The organism is Bacillus sp. DNRA2, assembly GCF_012843265.1.
Taxonomy (GTDB): Bacteria; Bacillota; Bacilli; order Bacillales; family Cytobacillaceae; genus Bacillus_BU.
The window spans coordinates 100,667-115,084 of the sequence record NZ_JABAIT010000005.1; the positions used below are offsets into that span (position 1 = coordinate 100,667).

Here is a 14,418-nt window from a genome sequence, read left to right on the forward strand (position 1 = left end):
TGAATTAATTACCCGCCTCTATTCCAATATGCTGAAAGCTCTGAACATCAAACAAACCTAAATCTGTCAGTTTTAATTGTGGGATAACGGGTAAAGCCAGGAAGGACAGTGTTAAAAACGGATTAAATTCATGAGATGCCCCTAATTTTGCCAAAGCGTGATTTACTTCCGATAATTGGTGATACACCGTTAAGTAGTCCTCCTCGGAAATGATTCCACCAATCGCTAATGGAAGCTGTGCAAGTATTTGTTTATCCCGTACCACCATCAGGCCGCCTCCGATTTTTTGAATCGCCTCAATTGCAAACAGAATCTCATCATCATTTGTTCCAGTAACAATTAAATTGTGTGAATCATGGGCAATAGTAGTAGCTATCGCTCCCTGTTTCAGCTTTAGCCCTTTAACAATTCCAAGCCCAATATTTCCAAGCGAATGATGTCTTTCGATCACTGCCATTTTTAATTGATCCTTGAATATGGATGGGACAAAGAAACCCTGTTTGACAACAACCTCTTCAACGACATGCTTAGTTATTAAGCTATTAGGGATAATTTCAATAATATTAGCTTTGTTTGTTTTAGTTAACGGAATGCTCAGATCTTGCTCTGTTATTGGTTTAATGTTGACGCTCTGGGTTAGTTCACTAGCTTGTCTAGCCTTGAATGCACAGACGATTTTCCCGTTTTCAGCAGCTAATTTCCCTGCTGCATATACTTGATTAATTTTAACCTTCTCTAAATCTTCGAGTATCAGAAAATCCGCCTCATAGCCAGGGGCAATCGCCCCCTTATTGGTTAAACCGTAACATTCTGCAGCGTTGAGAGTAGCGATTGTAAGTGCTGCAATTGGATCCATTCCATATTCGATTGAAAGTCTTACATGATGATCGATACTTCCTTCACTCATTAAATCATCTATATGTTTATCATCAGTACCAAAGAGGCACCGCCGTGAATTCCATCCGTTTACAACAGAAATCAAATTTGGGAGATCCTTCGCAACTGATCCTTGACGAATAATTACATACATTCCTTTTTGTAACCGCTCCTTCGCTTCACTTACAGATACGGCTTCATGATCGGTTTTTATGCCTATGGCAGAATAAACATCAATAGCCTGACCATGTAAACCAGCAGCATGACCATCAATCTTTTTTCCAAAACGATGAGCCCCACTCAGCTTGTCAATCATTTGCTTACTTCCATCATGCACTGACGGATAATCCATTACTTCTCCTAAACCTAATACACGTGGGTGGTGATAAAATGGGGCTAAATCACTGGCCAAAAGTACAGCACCAGCATTTTCGAAAGGAGTAGCAGGGACACATGACGGTAACATATAAAATACATTTAGGGGCAGACTTTCGGAGGCATCTAGCATAAATTTGAGTCCTTCAACACCAGCAACATTGGCGATTTCATGTGGGTCAGCAATAATTGTTGTAACACCATGGGGAAGGACGACCTTTGCAAATTCTACAGGAGTGACCATTGAGGATTCAATGTGGACATGACCATCAATAAACGCAGGACAAATATACTTATTTTTCGCATCAATTTCAATTTCCCCATCATATTGACCCAATCCTGCGATATATCCATCAACAATGGCTACATCTACAAGAAGCAATTCCTGGTTGAAAACATCAACCACAAATCCATTTTTAATTACCAAGTCTGCCTTCATCCGTTTAGATGCAACCTCGATTCGTTTAATCAATGCTTTATTACTAAAAGTCAAGCCAACCGCCTCCTCCTTTAGTCTCTGAATAATAAGTGCTTATTTCTGTTATATTTAACAATAAAAAAAAAAGCACCGAATGGCGCTTCTTTTGTTAAATAATCTGACTATTTTTTTAACATTTCAAATACTTGTTCAACATCTTTATCGCCTCGACCAGAAACATTGACAATGATAATTTGGTCTTTGGCCATGGTAGGTGCTAGTTTGATAGCATAAGCAACAGCATGAGAGCTTTCTAATGCAGGAATAATTCCTTCAAGTTTTGATAGTACTTGGAATCCGTTTAGCGCTTCCTCACCAGTAACTGAAACATATTCTGCTCGGGAGATTGTTTTTAAATAACTATGTTCTGGACCTGCACCTGGATAATCTAGACCAGCAGCAACTGAATACGTTGGCATTGGATTACCCTCTTCGTCCTGTAGCACTATGCATTTAAAACCATGCAATTCCCCAGGAGTCCCTTGAGTCAAAGTTGCAGCTTCTGATGGTTCCACACCAATTAAGCGAACAGTTTCATCTGGAATATACTCTGCAAATGAACCAATGGCATTACTTCCACCTCCGACACATGCTAAAACAGCATCAGGAAGTCTACCTTCTTTTTCTAGAATTTGCTTTCGGCTTTCCTTACTGATTACAGATTGGAAATGTTTAACCATTGTAGGGAAAGGATGTGGACCAACAGCTGAACCGAGTAAATAAAAAGTATGTTGATAGTTCTGCACTAAATCAGCAAAAGCTTCATCTACTGCATCCTTAAGACGGGCTTGTCCCTTTGTAACAGCGACTACTTTCGCACCGAGTAATTCCATTCTAAATACATTCAATGCCTGGCGCTTTGTATCTTCTGCACCCATGTAGATTGTACAGTCCATCCCGAACATTGCACATGCAGTTGCAGTTGCGACTCCATGCTGCCCTGCCCCAGTCTCAGCAATGACACGCTTTGCACCCATACGCTTTGCTAACAAAATTTGTCCTAGAACATTATTAATCTTATGAGAACCGGTATGGTTCAAATCCTCCCGCTTTAAATAAATCTTTGCTCCACCTAGTTCTTTTGTTAAGCGTTCGGCAAAATAGAGTGGACTCTCACGGCCAACGTATTCTCTAAAATAATAAGAAAGCTCCTCATTGAAATCAGGATCATCCTTATATTTCAAAAATTCCTGTTCTAGTATGTTTAGCACATTCTGAAGCTCAGCGGGAACAAAGCTTCCCCCAAACTCACCAAAATAACCTGACTTCTCTTGGCTAACTTGACTCATCTAAACTCATCTCCTTAATAATGAACAAATACTCGAGAAAATTATACCACTACTTTTATTTTGGGTTCAACTCTATATTCAGATTATTCTATATATAAACCTTCCTACTCCTTCAATTCCATTAAGACTTTGTCAATTTTTTCATCGAGCTTTTCTAGGCTCTTTAAAGCTCGGGTTTGGTCAATTTGTCGATAATGGTGAAGTCCGCCCGGTTCTTCGTCCATTTCATCAGCTTGTTTAATGATTGCCTGCATTTTTGTTCTGACAACCTCCCCACCAGGAAGAAATGAATCAGTATGAAAAAGGATTGCTAATGAAATTTCTTTGGCCTTAACCGGATTTTCACCGCAACGAATTAATAGTTTATGAGCACGTTCTGCACCTTTAATTGCATGTATATCATTTTTTCGATATAATTCATAATCCCATTTTCCATCCTTGTACCAAGTATAATGGCCAATATCATGTAGGAATCCGGCTTTAGCAGCAATGTCCACATCTTCGCCCGCTTGCCACGCCAGTTCAAAAGCATGATATGATACCGAAATAGCATGAACAAGGCCAGAACGAGTAATGTACTTTTGCGCAATATGGTGTTTAAAAAGGTCAGCTAATTTCACATCTCTCATGTTTTCACTTCCTCTTGATTGAGATTATATAAATAATAAGAAAATACACTCGTGGAAATAAGTAAATTTTTATAATTTTATCAAATTTATAGTTTTTTTCAACTTTTTCGTATCAGTAAACAGCTTATTTCTTTATATATATGAACAAGAGCAATGATTGTTAATAAAACACAAAGAACCCTTTGGCTAATGCCAAAGGGCTTTTTGTATTAACATCTTAGGGGACCCAACCATAAACATCAGTTAATTCTTTTTAATACACTTTAAAATGTTTTCTTCATTTTAGAAGAACTACATTCTTTAGAATTACTGATGTGTGTTTGTTCCGCTAGAGGAATTCAATCACTAGTTTCTTCACACTAGTTTTTTGTTCCTGACAAACACAATATTTTCGATCATTTAATCGAAGACTCGCTTATCCTTCGGCTTTAAAATTTCATTTCAGTACCGATCCTATAATGGGGTAATGTTGAAATTACTAATTATTAATGTGTATCAATGAGTATTAATAATTTTCATTTCCTTACGAGCAGTTCATTATTCTACTTTTGTTAAGCTTCAACCTTTGAATCAATTTCCCACTTTTTCAACAACGTATCACCGAAATTGTCGTTGATCATATCTCCATCTCACTGTTCTAATCCATTATTTACAAAGAATTTCTTTACATTCTTTGTTTTGGTGGATCGTATTTCGAATAGTGTTTTGGTAGAACACTTCTCTTCTACGTATATAAGTTATCATAGGTAGAATTTCCGTATTCAGCCAATTGATGTTGACTATGAATTGTTGTGGTACAGATTCTTTGGTTTCCATTTACTAAAGTGGAAAAATTGATGTCTGCCGCTTCCACTTGACCATTTAGGCTATGGCCTTATTTTGAAACTGGCTCTCGATAAGAATAAGTTACTCGTTCACTTTTTTACGGAACGAACACTTATATGGCTGAGTCTCCTAAGATGTTAACTTGTTTGTTTGTTTCTTTCTATGGTTTAAATATATCATAAATTCTGAACAATGAAGACCTGAATTGTGACAAACAGATGAACATTTCAAACTGTTTAGAATATTCAGTTTATAAATAATACTGACACCGTTATTCCGTTTTTAATATTGTTAATGTTTTAAAATTGTTTACAATCACCAAAAAAGACACAGGAACTCAGGCCTATGTCTTTTAATGTTTAAGCTAATGTCCATTTAACCCGCCTATAACTAGTGTAATACTCCAGCATTCCATATCAAGCATATCGTTGAACTTAATCGTCGATACCCTTAGTTCATTAAAATCAGGTGGCATCTTTACCCCCTGTTGGATCAAATAATTTAGAAGCTGGTTTTGGGACATTTCTTCAATTCCTAATGTTGGGATGAAATAGGTTACGAAGGTGTATTCATCTTCACTCCAAACTTGAGTTATCATTGGCCGTCCATCTTTTAAATGATTCGTTTGCTCCATAATGGTGTTGGAATTATCAAATTCATCCGCCTTATTAAGGATTGGCACCTTGAATTTTAGGCTCCCCTGCATAGCACTAACCTCCATTCTTCTTTCTTATTTGCATATATATAAGTGATTAGCTTTATCAAAATCCTTGTAGGTACAATTATCCATGGTCAGTTTCATTGTATAATAATTTTATTATTACCAAGAATATCAAAATTGAATTTTTTAGGAATTATCAATGCGAGGCGGAAAATGCAAAAAAAGGTCACATAGAGTAATGATCTATGTGACCTTTGGAGTTTAGTTTTCGTTTAGTTTTCGTTTACTTCAATCACCCAGTTAAATGGATCTTCGATTTTTCCATTTTGGATTCCTGTAAGAGTGTCATATAATTTTTGAGATAATTCTCCTGTTTCTCCATTGTTAATGGAAAGCTTTTCACCATGCCAGAACAACTCTCCAACTGGAGAAATGACAGCTGCAGTACCAGTACCAAATACTTCTTCCAATTGACCATCCTTATAAGCTGCAAAAACTTCATCCATCGAAATTTTTCGCTCAGACACAGGAACGTTCCAATACTTTAACAATTCAATAATCGAGCTGCGGGTAATTCCTTCTAAGATGCTTCCACTTAATTCCGGTGTAACAACTTCACCATTTATTTTAAAGAAGATGTTCATGCTACCAACTTCTTCAACGTATTTCTTTTCTTTTCCGTCAAGCCATAATACCTGTGAGTAGCCTTTTTCGTTAGCAACTTCTTGCGCCTTAAGACTTGCTGCGTAGTTCCCACCTGTTTTTGCAGTTCCAGTACCACCTTTAACAGTACGTGCAAACTCTTGTTCAACTGCAATTTTTACTGGAGCAATTCCTTCTTTATAATAAGCACCTACAGGCGACATGATAATCATAAGCTTATATTGTGTTGAAGCACTTACACCAAGATAAGGCTGTGTTGAAATAATGAAAGGTCGAATGTACAGTGATGTTCCTTCAACATTTGGAATCCATTCACGGTCTATCCATACCAATTTTTTCAATCCTTCTAACACTAACTCTTCGTCAATATGTGGAATACATAAGCGATCATTTGATTGGTTTAAGCGTTTAAAGTTACGCTCTGGTCTGAATAATAAAATTCTGCCATCCTTCGTCAAATAAGCTTTAAGTCCTTCAAAAACAGTTTGTCCATAATGAAAAACGACTGAAGCTGGGTCTAAAGTAATAGGTTGGTAAGGCACAATTTGTGGTGTATGCCAACCTTCACCTTGTTTGTAATCCATCATCAGCATGTGGTCAGTAAATACTTTCCCGAATCCTAGATTCGAAAAATCTGGTTTTTCCTTTTTGGCCGTTGTTAATTGAATCTCAATTGCTTTCTGTCCGTCCATTTTTGACTATCCCCTTGTTTAAAAGTTTTTGGTAAAACTTTCGAAAATGAAAATCTATAAAAGCTATTTTACCGCTAATGATATGCTACAACAACAATAATACAAAATTTTTTTGAAAATTTGGTTTATCTCAATCAACTGATTCCTCTTTTTCCTTTAGTTCTTTTCCCAAATCTTCACTAAATTTATCAAGTAAAATTGCTGTATCAATCAAATGATTATTAAAAATCTGGCGCACAATATTCAACAAGTCAATAATCATCGGATCCCTTAACGAATAAAGGACCCGATTTCCGTCTTTTGTGCCCGTTACAATATTTTTATTCCGTAAAACACTTAGCTGTTGTGATACTGATGACCCCTCCGCACCAGTAATTGTCAACAGCTCATTGACATTTTTATCACCCTCACTAAGTAGTTCAAGAATTCGAATCCTTAGTGGGTGTGCGAGTGCCTTAAAAAAATCTGCTTTGAATTGCTGTAATTGTAAATCCATTTTCTCCTCCAATAAATCCCCACGGACCAACTCAAGTTTTTCGGTCGAGATGTTAGTCCAATGCCTTTTTTTCTTCATTATACTTGAAGTGTCATTTTTCGACCAATTTCTTTCGTTTGTTGTGGCTGTGAAAGATGTGAACACTCTTGGAAGGCAAAATGCTTACAACCTATACATTTATGATAATTTAAATGGGCAAGTGCATAATTGATAGCGTCACCTGTATGCTCAAACATATGCTCCGCACCGATTTCGTTAATGAGCCCAGTTTTCCGAATGACTTGAAACGGCTGTGTTTGTAGACCTGAGATTAGGAGTGTTCCTCCTTGTTTTTGGAAGTGACTAACAATGCTTGTTAAAGTTCCTTCACCTGTAGTATCCATGTATGGAACCTTACTCATTCGTAAAATTAAGACTCGTGGTCGGTGATTAATCGTCGACATAATGGACTTCTCGAACATTTGCGCTGCCCCAAAAAACAATGGTCCCTCAACAGAAAAAATACCGATTTGTGGACAATCATGCCCCTCATGAACAACGTGTGGCTTTACCTTTTTTTGATCAGAGTCTTGATCGGGCAATACTTTAGCAACCGTCAACAAATTGCTCATTCTTTTAACGAACAAGATTGCCGCTAAAATTAAGCCAACCTCTACTGCAGTCGTCAGATTTGTAAAGACGGTTAGTAAGAAGGTTGTTACTAAAATAAGTGAGTCACTGGATTTCGTTTGAAGGACATGGGCAAACTCCTTACGTTCACTCATATTCCATGCAACTACCATGAGAATCGGTGCCATACTAGCTAATGGTATATGCGATGCATATGGCGCAAATAGCAATAAAACTAAAAGAACAATAATTCCATGAATAATACCTGACATAGGCGATACTGCTCCATTTTTAATATTCGTAGCTGTGCGCGCAATAGCCCCAGTTGCAGGTATCCCACCAAATAAAGGGGTAATCATATTAGCAATACCTTGGCCAATCAATTCCTTATTACTATTATGCTTTGTACCTGACATTCCATCAGCAACCACTGCAGAGAGCAGTGATTCAATTCCACCAAGTATGGCAATCACAAACGCGGGCTGTATCATTTTCATCATATTGTCAATTGTAAAGTTCAGCATATGAAAGCTTGGTAGTTTATTAGGTATCTCTCCGTATGCCGAACCAATTGTCGCAACCTCACCCGGATATATCACTGCAGCAATAATCGTTGAAACTAACAGTCCCATAATCGGTCCTGGAACCTTCGGGAACCATTTTGGTGAAAAAAGAATAATGACTAAGCAAATTAAAGCTGTTAAAATACTGTACATATTTATTGAATTTATGTGTAATATGATTTCATTAATGTTCGCAATAAATTCTTCATGCTTCTTCATTCCTGTTAAACCAAAAAAGCTGCCAACCTGTCCAGTAAAAATAATCACAGCAATCCCTGATGTAAATCCAATCGTAACTGGTCTTGGAATAAATTTAATTAAAGAACCCATTTTAAAGAGTCCCATTAACAAGAGCATAATCCCTGCCATAAACCCGGCAACTAAAAGATTTTCATAGCCATATGTCATGACTACCCCGAGTAAAACTGGGATAAAAGCGCCTGTTGGACCTGCGATTTGGAATTTTGAGCCACCAAGTAACGAGATAAGAATTCCTGCAATAATCGTTGAATAAATACCATACTCCGGTTTCACACCAGATGCAATTGCAAAGGCCATTCCTAAAGGGATAGCAATAACGCCGACAATTGCTCCCGATAGAAAATCCTTTCTAAGGCTTTCAATTGAATAGTTGTTACTTCTGCTCAAATAATTCATCACAAAAATACCTACCTCACAATATTTATATATTTGAATTTTTGAATATACAAAGTATGTTACTCCCGTTCACAACTTTTGTCGAGAAAAAAGATTGACATTCCTTGTCTAATTCATGACAAAAATTTCTTTGTTTTTCTACAAATCTCCTGCTTTACCCTTTTGCTTATCCTCCATAAAAACGAAAAGATAATTTTCTCTCTATATTCAAAAATAATTCGCTAAATTCAACAAATCCCCTTTTATATTTCATAATATTCTGTCTTAAACAAATATTTTTATTTTGTATTCATGTAATACAATGTGTTATAACCAAAGGAAAGGAGAATTAATCTTTATAACAGTGGGGTAGCAAATGATTGATAATACAAATGAATGATAACAATTAACAAATGGCAATCTTAGTGGAGAGGAGATAATAATGCAAATTGCAACCGTACTTTTAGGAATCTTAACGGTATTAAACATCATTTTAGCAGGTGTCGTAGTATTCCTAGAACGGCGAAATGTTAGTGCAACATGGGCGTGGTTAATGGTCCTAATCTTTATCCCAGTCTTAGGCTTTATTTTATATATTATCTTTGGTCAAAACATGAGCCGACGGAGGATATTTAAGTGGGATAAACACGAGCATACATATATTCAAAGGGCAGTTTTTGCTCAAATGAAGTTAATTGAGGAAAATCGGGCCGAATTTCGGAATCCTGTGATTCAAAATTATAATGATTTAATTTTTTTGCATTTAAATAATAACGAAGCCTTGTACACTGAAAATAACTCACTCCAAATATTTACAGATGGGCATGAGAAGTTTGCATCTCTTCTGAATGATATTCGTGATGCAAAAGAACATATTCATCTCATTTACTATATTATCCGCGATGATGAACTAGGCAAAAGAATTTCGAAGTTATTAGCGGAAAAGGCGAGGCAAGGTGTCGAGGTACGAGTCCTTTATGATGACAGCGGTTCGCGCCATTTATCCAGGAGATTTAAACGTGAAATTGAACAAGCTGGTGGAACAATTGTGCCATTCTTCCCAGGTAAAATTCCACTCATAAACCTTCGTGTTAATTATCGGAATCATCGCAAACTGGCCATCATTGATAGTAAAATTGGATATATTGGTGGTTTTAATATTGGCAATGAATACTTAGGCTTAAATCAACGCTTTGGTTATTGGCGAGATACCCATTTGCGGATTGAGGGTGAGGCAGTCAATAACCTACAATCTCGGTTTATGCTTGATTGGAATCAGGCTTCAAAAGTTAAAATTTCGTTTAAAGAATACTACTACCCTACACAGAAAAAACTTAACGAAATTGGGATTCAAATTGTCTCAAGCGGTCCAGATTCAGAATGGGAACAAATAAAGTATGGCTATATAAAAATGATATTATCTGCAAAAAAATATGTTTACATTCAAACTCCATATCTTATTCCTGACGAAAGTTTATTGGACGCATTAAAAATTGCATCCCTATCCGGGGTGGACATTCAAATTATGATACCGAATAAACCGGACCATCCTTTTGTATATTGGGCCACCTATTCCAATGCTGGTCAATTAGTTCGAGCTGGTATAAAGATTTTCACATACGAAAATGGCTTCCTTCATGCAAAAATGATTGTCGTTGATGGAAAAATTGCCTCTGTGGGTACGGCGAATATTGATGTACGCAGTTTTCGCTTAAATTTTGAGGTTAATGCATTCTTATATCATCCAGAAATTGCCCAAAAATTGGCTACAATCTTTAACTCAGATGTCCGCCTTTCATCTGAATTAACCTTAGAAAAATACCTAAAGCGATCTATTTTAATACGGACAAAAGAATCCATTTCCCGTCTGTTATCACCAATTTTATAAAATGATTAATAATTATCCTGTTGCCAAGTATTGAATACTTGGCTTTTTTTGTTCGTTTTAAAAAACTGAAAATTTAGGCTATTGAAAAATAATAAATAAAGGTATATAGTATGATGTGATATAAATCACAGTGATAAAAGTTGCAGAAAGTAATGAAAAAGGGATATGGAGGAAAAACCAGGACCATGAAAGTAAAAGGAACAATTGTTTTTGCCATTCTTTTTTGCATTGGTTTTTTTTATCAAAACACTGTTTTTGCCATGGTATTTACTAGTTCTTCAAATCCAATTGTCAATGAACTAGGACATGCTCGAACAAAGGAGCAGGGGTTCATGACCGGTTTCTCTTACTTCCTGATGAATACTTTTGATCAAAATCCTTTTCTAACTCCTAGTGATGTCGTTGAGAGTGATAACAGCACGATTAAAGCATTGGCCCAACAGTTAACAGACGAAAAGGAATCTGAGCTCGAGAAATCCAAAGCTATTTACAGCTGGATAATCAAAAACATCGAGTATGATGCAGATTATTATTTTCAAGTCCAAAATCTAACAAACTTCAATTTTGATTCAGCAGTTGAGACGTTGGAAAAACGAAAATCAATGTGTATGGGATATGCTCATTTAAACGCTGCATTGCATCGCGCAATTGGAATCGAAGCAAAAGTAGTGTATGGTAATGAACATGCTTGGAATGAGGTCTACTTAGATGGGACTTGGTATGCCCAAGATTCTACTAAAGGAGCAGGGTTTGTTGATACTCAAAACAAGAAATTTATTCCTTCCCCTTCAATGGATTATTTTATAAGCAAAGATCTTCAAAAAGAAGGAGAATACTACTGGTAGTAATTTACATACAGAAAAAATGGGCTTCTCAATTTTGAGAAGCCCATTTTTTCTGAAACAAGTCTCATATTTGAAGACAATTCACTGCGTTATGAATAGTCAAAATTAGTCATTTTATCTAGATTGCTTGCAATCATGGCAATAATTGTCGAAGCTTCTTCTTTACTAAAGATAAAATTCGACTCATCTTTGATTAATTCATCATCATCTGTCCAAATCCGGTTGATCCTTTTTAATACCCCATCACCGGTTTCTGTAACAATCCCGAACTGATAAGTAACCTCTACTTCATCCTCCTCAAGATAAGCAGTCACCTCAGGGGTTTCCCATTCTACTTCTATTTCTTCAAAGATGTCATGTTCTTCATCTTCCTCTATATTATCCTCCACAATCACATTATCAATGTCCTCTTCATTGATAAAATCATGTAGGCTTTCGTGAACAGCATCAACAATATCCTCTATATCATACAAAACAACCCTAGAAGTTTGTCCTAATTCTGGAGCAAACGTCTCAAAAAAGAAATCTTCATGAGCAGGGTCATAGGAAAGCGTACAAAAATATACACGCTCCTCACCTTCAGTTTCAACGAAGAACTCAATTCTTGGATACTTTGCCCCACGTTCGACAGTCATGTTTCCAACTTGATCATATTTTGCACATATCGATTCAAGATGATCCTGAAGCTCCCCGCAAACACGGTCAAACCATTCCAATGACATATTGACTCCTCCTGATAATTTTCTAACTTGCCTAGCATTCCTGATGTTCACCGTATATCATCGACAACATTAAGGCGGAATCATTCTCCGAAACCTTTTTGTAATCCACAGCAAAGTGCTTTAAGCTATCGCAAAAGCCAATGTTATCATCTCCTATGCTTTCAGTCCAACTAACAAAATTTTGATAATCATACAAGGGATCATAGGAGTTAAAGTTTGCGACAACTATATTGGGGCTACCCAATGTTGTAACGACAATTCCATCGTAGGTTTCTGGATTATTGCCATTATAATTTGTACAAGCAAAAAATATCAATTGCCCCACCCTCATGTGTGACGTTGACATTAGTTTTAACGACAAAGAAAAAAATATCATAAGTATATTTTTTATTGGAAGAGGTTTGCAAATATTAATCATAAAAAAAACCAAGGTAACTTAACCTTGGTTGATAAAACAATTAATGGTGATGATGGTGGTGCTTAGATGGATTTGTAATGACAAATTCTTCTTTTGGAACCTGGAAATATTGAATCCAAACTCCATCGAGAAACTCATCACGAGAATCTAGTATAATATCGATACCTTTATCAGTTTTTACAACTTCGTCATGCTCTGTCGGAGTATCGAATTTCAAATCATAATGCGCATGATCTCCGTGCATATGAGTTACATAAACGCGGATCATTTTGTCCTTAGCCGCTTCGTTCTTTTCTAGCATTTCCTTTAATGCTTTTGCTGCTAAACGATTAATTTTACAGTTCATTCTTACTCACCTTTTATGTTTTTATTTTCATCATATCTGTTTCAGGCTTGAAAAGCAAAATACAACATCAGCATTAACACTTTAACGGATTTTCAGGCCACACAAGGAAAGCAAAGTCGATAAGCTTAAATAATTTCGCAACAGTTTGGGAAAAGTACGCATATAACTGTTTGCTTGCCTTGAATCTCATCGTAAGGAAGGATGTATATGTTAGTTTTTAACTCAACCACAAACCAAGTACACCACATTCAATCATTTGTTGTTCCGAACGACGATGAGATTCTTTGGTATTCCCCTTCTAGTGATCAACTTGAATCGATCGTAACCAAACTGAATATCCATACGCATGCCAAACAATGTTTCCTTAAATTTTCAAACATCCCAAAAGTAAATGAATACGCAAATGAAGCTCTACTTAGCTTAACTTCAATGGATAGGAACTACGATATCGAAAGAATTAATATTTTAGTTGGAAAAAACTATGTTATTACATATGAAGAAAAAGCAAGACAGCACTTAAATGATACATTATCGAAGTTGTTTTCTGAGGATCCAAATAGAATGTCTCATACTGGTCACATTCTGTTTCATATTATTAATACAATCTCCGTTAACTATCTTTCTACAATTGATGAAATAGCTGATGAAATTCTTAGCATCGAAAAAGACGTGTTTAAAGATCCATTTGAAAACAGAATCGGTAAATCTGCGTACCGTTGGAAATCAAAGCTGCACGAGCTTAGACAGATTATCGAACCACAGGAATCAGTTATTAAAGAAATTGTTTCCAAGGAATTCCCCTACACTAATGATGATTCAACCTTTTATTTCCAAGATATTGAAAGTGATTATGAAAGAATCATTAGTGCTTTCGATACATTTAAAGAAAATCTAGTTAGTATATACAATTTACAAATGTCGTTGAAAGCAGACCATACAAATGCCATTATGAAAACCTTAACCTTGGTTAGTGTCATTTTTATCCCCATGACGTTTGTTGCAGGTCTTTATGGGATGAATTTTGAGCATATGCCTGAATTATCATGGCGTTACGGATATGCTGTGGCATTATCGGTTATGTTTGGTGGAGGATTTATGATTGCATTATTTTTCAGAATGAAAGGATGGTGGGGTAAAAATGAAGGAAAATAACAGGTATAAATTCATTTTATTTGATCATCTTGTAGAGGGAGGAATACTATGAACGAAATTAACTTTGTTCAGCAAACTTTGGCTACAGTAAAAGGTATTGAGTCCCAGTTATCGACACTAGCGATAAATTCAATTGATCCAAAAACGCAGCAGATTTTTCATGAGGCGATGTTAGTTGTACAGGATATAAAGCAAGATTTGCTCAACCACAAACATATACTAGGCTAAAAAAGGAAAAACCGGAATCAAATGATC

Annotated in this window: 14 protein-coding genes; 4 read left to right on the forward strand and 10 right to left on the reverse strand. The window is 36.2% G+C overall.

Features of this window, described 5'->3' with window-relative positions:
• Window positions 1-4: 4 nt before the first annotated feature.
• The 7 genes from ade to HHO41_RS06425 all read right to left on the reverse strand — a co-directional run bounded on the left by ade (window position 5) and on the right by HHO41_RS06425 (window position 8,813).
• The gene (gene ade, locus HHO41_RS06395; protein WP_481747086.1) at window positions 5-1,744 is read right to left on the reverse strand and encodes an adenine deaminase; all 1,740 of its coding nucleotides are present in this window, start codon (window positions 1,742-1,744) and stop codon (window positions 5-7) included.
• Between the two features lie 107 nt (window positions 1,745-1,851).
• Window positions 1,852-3,018, reverse strand: a complete 1,167-nt coding sequence (gene trpB, locus HHO41_RS06400; protein WP_169096637.1) for a tryptophan synthase subunit beta — start codon at window positions 3,016-3,018, stop codon at window positions 1,852-1,854.
• A gap of 104 nt (window positions 3,019-3,122) precedes the next feature.
• The gene (locus tag HHO41_RS06405; RefSeq protein ID WP_169096639.1) at window positions 3,123-3,647 is read right to left on the reverse strand and encodes an HD domain-containing protein; all 525 of its coding nucleotides are present in this window, start codon (window positions 3,645-3,647) and stop codon (window positions 3,123-3,125) included.
• Window positions 3,648-4,836: 1,189 nt separating this feature from the next.
• On the reverse strand, window positions 4,837-5,178 hold the full coding sequence (locus HHO41_RS06410; RefSeq protein WP_169096641.1) for a hypothetical protein: 342 nt from the start codon (window positions 5,176-5,178) through the stop codon (window positions 4,837-4,839).
• 227 nt (window positions 5,179-5,405) lie between these two features.
• Window positions 5,406-6,488, reverse strand: a complete 1,083-nt coding sequence (locus HHO41_RS06415; protein WP_169096643.1) for a branched-chain amino acid aminotransferase — start codon at window positions 6,486-6,488, stop codon at window positions 5,406-5,408.
• A gap of 130 nt (window positions 6,489-6,618) precedes the next feature.
• On the reverse strand, window positions 6,619-6,984 hold the full coding sequence (locus HHO41_RS06420) for an ArsR/SmtB family transcription factor (RefSeq protein WP_169096645.1): 366 nt from the start codon (window positions 6,982-6,984) through the stop codon (window positions 6,619-6,621).
• 77 nt (window positions 6,985-7,061) lie between these two features.
• Window positions 7,062-8,813: a SulP family inorganic anion transporter gene (locus tag HHO41_RS06425; RefSeq protein WP_169096846.1), complete on the reverse strand. Its 1,752-nt coding sequence runs from the start codon at window positions 8,811-8,813 to the stop codon at window positions 7,062-7,064.
• 421 nt (window positions 8,814-9,234) lie between these two features.
• Here HHO41_RS06425 and cls point away from each other — a divergent pair, with 421 nt between their 5' ends.
• Window positions 9,235-10,680, forward strand: a complete 1,446-nt coding sequence (cls, locus tag HHO41_RS06430) for a cardiolipin synthase (RefSeq protein ID WP_169096647.1) — start codon at window positions 9,235-9,237, stop codon at window positions 10,678-10,680.
• Between the two features lie 185 nt (window positions 10,681-10,865).
• A complete protein-coding gene (locus tag HHO41_RS06435) occupies window positions 10,866-11,525 on the forward strand; it encodes a transglutaminase domain-containing protein (protein ID WP_169096648.1) in 660 nt (219 codons plus the stop codon).
• 89 nt (window positions 11,526-11,614) lie between these two features.
• Here the strand turns inward: HHO41_RS06435 and HHO41_RS06440 are convergent, their stop codons facing one another.
• The 3 genes from HHO41_RS06440 to HHO41_RS06450 all read right to left on the reverse strand — a co-directional run bounded on the left by HHO41_RS06440 (window position 11,615) and on the right by HHO41_RS06450 (window position 13,011).
• Window positions 11,615-12,247, reverse strand: coding sequence for a hypothetical protein (locus tag HHO41_RS06440; RefSeq protein ID WP_169096650.1), 633 nt, complete (start codon window positions 12,245-12,247; stop codon window positions 11,615-11,617).
• A 31-nt stretch (window positions 12,248-12,278) separates the two neighbouring features.
• Window positions 12,279-12,563, reverse strand: coding sequence for a hypothetical protein (locus HHO41_RS06445; protein ID WP_169096652.1), 285 nt, complete (start codon window positions 12,561-12,563; stop codon window positions 12,279-12,281).
• Between the two features lie 142 nt (window positions 12,564-12,705).
• Complete coding sequence (locus HHO41_RS06450) at window positions 12,706-13,011, reverse strand: iron-sulfur cluster assembly accessory protein (RefSeq protein ID WP_169096654.1); 306 nt, start codon at window positions 13,009-13,011, stop codon at window positions 12,706-12,708.
• A gap of 207 nt (window positions 13,012-13,218) precedes the next feature.
• Here HHO41_RS06450 and HHO41_RS06455 point away from each other — a divergent pair, with 207 nt between their 5' ends.
• Window positions 13,219-14,163, forward strand: a complete 945-nt coding sequence (locus HHO41_RS06455) for a magnesium transporter CorA family protein (RefSeq protein ID WP_169096656.1) — start codon at window positions 13,219-13,221, stop codon at window positions 14,161-14,163.
• Between the two features lie 48 nt (window positions 14,164-14,211).
• A complete protein-coding gene (locus HHO41_RS06460) occupies window positions 14,212-14,391 on the forward strand; it encodes a DUF1657 domain-containing protein (RefSeq protein WP_169096658.1) in 180 nt (59 codons plus the stop codon).
• Window positions 14,392-14,418 lie beyond the last annotated feature (27 nt).